The following is a 4071-nucleotide window of genomic DNA, read 5'->3' as shown; positions in this document are numbered from 1 at the left end:
TTCGGGGTTCAAGTCCCTGACGGCGCACCACGAATAGCGCGCAAGGTATGGCTAGGGCGTCTCTCGGAAACGGGGGGCGCCTTTTGTCATTGCCGAGAGATCCAACGTGCCGTGAATGCCGCGATGATCGGACAGCGCCGCGTCGTAGGGCAGTGTGCTGAACGTGCGGGGCGTCTCGCGCAGCCGCTGGCATACGTAGAGCCGGTCGCAGCGGATGGGGGCGTCGTCTTCGAAACCGGCGGTCGGTTGTCGGCTGGTGGTCATCGGCTCCAGAAGTGCGGCCATGTCGTGCAGTTCCGCGGCGTGCAGCACGCTCGCTGCGCTCTCGCCGCCGGGCCGCATATGTCGCAGGCGCTTGTACGCGGGCAGGCCGCTGCGGTCGGGGATTGGGTCCGCGAGGCCGTCGTCGTTGAAGTCGCCGCCGCCGATCGTCAGCCGGCCGTCGGCCAGGTCGCAGGTGGCGTAGGCCTCTTGGACCCGGATCTGCGGCACGAACGGGCTGAAGTGCGCGCCGAAAAGCCACAGCCGTTCGTCCAGATCCTCCACGCGCACCGAGGTTCGCGCTTGGGCGTGCCAGAACGGGTGGTGCGTCTCATGGTGCTGCTCGGGGTGGTGCAACCGGCGCGGATTGATCCAGATCACGATGTTGCAGTCGTGGCGGGGTGCACGCACCCAGAGCGGCGTCATGCCCAATCGCGCGGCGGCCAGCTTGAGCGGCGCGTCGTCCGGTTCGAACCAGCCTTTTGCCTCGGTGGAGATCAGCACGTCCAGCTCCAGTGACGCGAGCAAGCCGAGCTGGCGGTCCAGCCGCTCCAACCGGTCGAGTGCTCCGGCGCCGCCGGCTGCGCCGTGATCGATGCCGCCGTTGAGGTGGTTGTAGACCCCGATGTGCAGATTGAGCTCAGCCAACGCTCGACTCCGGGTGCTCCGTCTCAGGCGGGGATGCCTTGAGTATCCGGGACGGAAGCGGTTAGGTCACGGTGACGGCGTGGCCGGATCAGCCGCGGGGCTGAGCTCAGCCCTGGTACGGAGGGGCCACGCCCCAGCCCCACTTGGGCATCGGCGCGCTGCGGACGACGTCCGCACCGGGCTGCGAGTTGTGCAAGGCCAGGCGGGTGCCCCACTCCAGGTAGCTGGCGAAGGCGGCACGGAACTCCGGGTCCTGCGGCAGGCCGACCTCGTCGGCGGCGTCCATCATCAGGTTGACCCAGCGGCGCCGCTGCGGCTCGGTGATGCCCCGGCCCAGGTGCCGCTCGACCATGGGGCCGTAGCCACCGCGCTGCTCGGAGTAGGCCGGCGGGCCGCCGAAGACCTCTGCGATCCACAACGCGACGTAGCGGGCGTGGTCGGCGTCCATCGACTCGAACAGCGGGGAGAGCAGTTCGTCGGCCTTCACCAGCCGGTAGAACGCGTCGCAGAGCTTGACGAAGGCCTCGGTGCCGCCCGCCCAGTCGTACAGGCTCGGCGGGGCCGCGCCGCCGACGCCGCGGACCGTGGTGGCCTCGTAGTGCCGCATCTCTTCGATGTCCGCGACATAGGGGCGGATCGCCTGGAAGAACGCGCCGAACACCGGGCCGCCGCGGAAGCCCTGCAGGTGTGCCTCGACCGAGGTCCAGGTGATGCGCAGGATGAAGCAGGCGGGCTCCTCCGCGCAGCGGCTCAGCTCGAAGTCGACGCACTCGGGGGCGGCCCGCAACGCCTCCGCGGCACGTTCGTATGCTGCGACGAATCCGCCCTCGCGCTCCGCGGGCAGGCGGTATCTGATGTACTCGGTGACCATAGGCAACAGCCCAGCATCCGGGGCGGGCCGCGATCAAGTACGCACCTTTTGGTGGGTAGGCGGCCTCGTGGTCGAAGGTTACAGGGGTTGACATGGGCAAGCGCTACTACTGCGCGGTGGAGCTGGCGGTGGACGTGATCGGCGGCAAGTGGCGGCCGGTCATCCTGGCGCATCTGAAGGAAGGCGTGCACCGCTACGGCGAGCTGCGCCGCCGCATCCCCGACATGAGCGAGAAGATGCTCGCCCAGCGCCTGCGCGAGCTGCAGGACGACGGCCTGGTCGAGCGGATCGACTACCAGGCCAAGCCCGCCCACGTGGAGTACCGGCTCACCGAGGAGGGCCGGAGCCTGGCGCCGGTGTTGCAGGCCCTCTACGACTGGGGCACCGCTCGCGCCGAGCGCGCCGGCACGCCCATCGAGGCGCCGCGGTAGCCCTGCTCTCCTCCCCTGCCCCTCGCCTTCGCCCTCTCGGGTAGGCGCCGTTCCGAACTGCTCGACGCGCGGTCACGCGTTCGTGCGGAACGTTTCATGCGTCCGCTGCCTCGGCGTGCAGCGCCGCTGGAAGGATGTGCCGGCCGGTGAGAGCACCGCCGTCATCGAGAAGGGGCACGATCGCCTTGGACAGCCCGCACATGCCGATACGCAGCTTCGTGGCGATCGGCGACTCGTTCACCGAAGGCCTCGCCGACACCTATCCGGACGGCTCGCCGCGCGGCTGGGCCGACCTGGTGGCCGAGCGGCTGGCCGCCGACGACCCGGACTTCCGCTACGCGAATCTCGCCGTGCGCGGAAAGCTGATGCGCCAGATCACGGCGGATCAGGTGCCGACGGCCCGGGCGATGCGCGCCGACCTGGTGACGCTCGCGGGCGGGCTGAACGACATGGGCAGGCCGGGTTGCGACATCGAGGCGGTGTGCGCCGAGTTGGAGCGGGCGGCGGCCGAGGTCGCCGAGGCGTGCGATGTGCTGGTGATCTTCCAGCCGGTGGACGTCACCGTGCGCATGCCGTCGATGGCCCGCTTCGCCGACCGGGTGCGGCGGCTGATGCAGAGCGTGGAGCTGATCCGCGAACGGCACGGCGCGCTGGTGGTGGATCTCTCGGTGCAGCGGGTGTTCGACGATCCGCGGATGTTCGCCCCCGATCGGCTGCACCTGTCCGCGGAGGGGCACCGGCGGGTCGCGGAGGCGGTGCTGGAGGCGCTGGGCTGTGAGCCGTCCTTCGACTGGCGCGCCCCGATCCTGCCCGCGCGCCGGCCCGGCTGGTTCGCGCGGAAGCTCTCCGACCTGGTGTGGCTGGTGGTATTCCTCGCGCCGTGGGTGAAGCGCCGGCTGACCGGCCGCTCCTCGGGCGACGGCCGGCCGCCGAAGCGTCCGGAGCTGAGCCCGCTGGCGCCGTACCGTATTCTGTCGGCTCCGCAGCGGCCGGAGCAGGCCGTTCCGGCCGAGCGGGGCTGAACTGGAGGACGGATGGTCGACTGGGGCACGCTCGCGAACGTCGGGACCGCGGCGGGGACCGCGCTGCTGGCCGTGGCTACCTTCTCCTCCACCCGCTCCGCGAACGCGGCCGCGCGTAACGCGGAGCGCGGGCTGCTGCACGGATTGCGGCCGATACTGGTGCCCACGCGCTGGGAAGATCCGGTGCAGAAGGTGCGGTTCATCGACGGCCAGTGGATGGCGGTGCGCGGCGGTCGCGGGGTGCTGGAAGCGAGTGACGAGGCGGTGTACCTGGTTACGTCACTGCGCAACGTGGGCCGTGGATTGGCCGTGCTGCACGGTTGGGACCTGGTCTTCGAATACAACGCCGAGCACCGGCGGCCGGAGGAGTTCCACCGGCTGACCCGCGACATCTACATCGCGCCCGGGGACAACGGGTTCTGCCAGGTGGCCCTGCGCGATCCCGGCGCCGAGCAGTTCGCCACCCTGACGGAGCGCGCCAAGGACGGACAGCCGTTCAGCATCGACGTGCTGTACGGCGACGCGGAAGGCGGCCAGCGGGTGATCACGCGGATCGGCCTGTCGAAGAGCCCGGCGCCGGACAGCCCGGAGACGGAGTGGGCGATCTCGGCGGGGCGGCACTGGAACCTCGACCGCCCCGATCCGCGCTGACCGCTCCCCCACGTCCCGAGCGTCCCCTGTAGCCCGAGCTCCCGCATCCCGAGCGTCCGCCGCGTCCTGAGCGTCCGCCGCGAGAACTCAGGCGACGACTTCGCCGCGCAGGATGACGCGCTTCGGGTGTGCGAGCACTGAGACGTCGGACGTAGGGTCGGCGTCGAAAGCCACCAGGTCGGCCGGC

At 70.5% G+C, this 4071-nt stretch carries 5 protein-coding genes; 3 read left to right on the top strand and 2 right to left on the bottom strand.

The genetic code is table 11. From position 1 onward, the window contains the following. Positions 1-51 precede the first annotated feature (51 nt). Together VFB40_RS09555 and VFB40_RS09550 are read right to left on the bottom strand one after the other, a co-directional pair. Positions 52-909 (bottom strand): hypothetical protein, encoded by an 858-nt coding sequence (locus tag VFB40_RS09555; RefSeq protein WP_324849036.1) that lies wholly within the window; start codon positions 907-909, stop codon positions 52-54. A 106-nt stretch (positions 910-1015) separates the two neighbouring features. Further along, the gene (locus VFB40_RS09550; RefSeq protein WP_324849038.1) at positions 1016-1780 is read right to left on the bottom strand and encodes a group II truncated hemoglobin; all 765 of its coding nucleotides are present in this window, start codon (positions 1778-1780) and stop codon (positions 1016-1018) included. A 92-nt stretch (positions 1781-1872) separates the two neighbouring features. On the opposite strand from VFB40_RS09550, the gene VFB40_RS09545 reads away from it, so the two are divergent. The 3 genes from VFB40_RS09545 to VFB40_RS09535 all read left to right on the top strand — a co-directional run bounded on the left by VFB40_RS09545 (position 1873) and on the right by VFB40_RS09535 (position 3884). Next, entirely contained in the window at positions 1873-2211 is a 339-nt protein-coding gene (locus tag VFB40_RS09545) for a winged helix-turn-helix transcriptional regulator (protein WP_324849034.1), read from the top strand. Between the two features lie 200 nt (positions 2212-2411). Continuing rightward, positions 2412-3233, top strand: a complete 822-nt coding sequence (locus VFB40_RS09540) for an SGNH/GDSL hydrolase family protein (RefSeq protein ID WP_324849032.1) — start codon at positions 2412-2414, stop codon at positions 3231-3233. Positions 3234-3245: 12 nt separating this feature from the next. Continuing rightward, on the top strand, positions 3246-3884 hold the full coding sequence (locus VFB40_RS09535; protein ID WP_324849030.1) for a hypothetical protein: 639 nt from the start codon (positions 3246-3248) through the stop codon (positions 3882-3884). Positions 3885-4071: the final 187 nt, after the last annotated feature.

This window comes from Actinocrinis sp., assembly GCF_035650855.1.
Taxonomy (GTDB): Bacteria; Actinomycetota; Actinomycetes; order Streptomycetales; family Catenulisporaceae; genus Actinocrinis.
The sequence above is the reverse complement of the archived record's forward strand: the minus strand, read 5'-3'. Positions and strand labels throughout refer to the sequence as shown.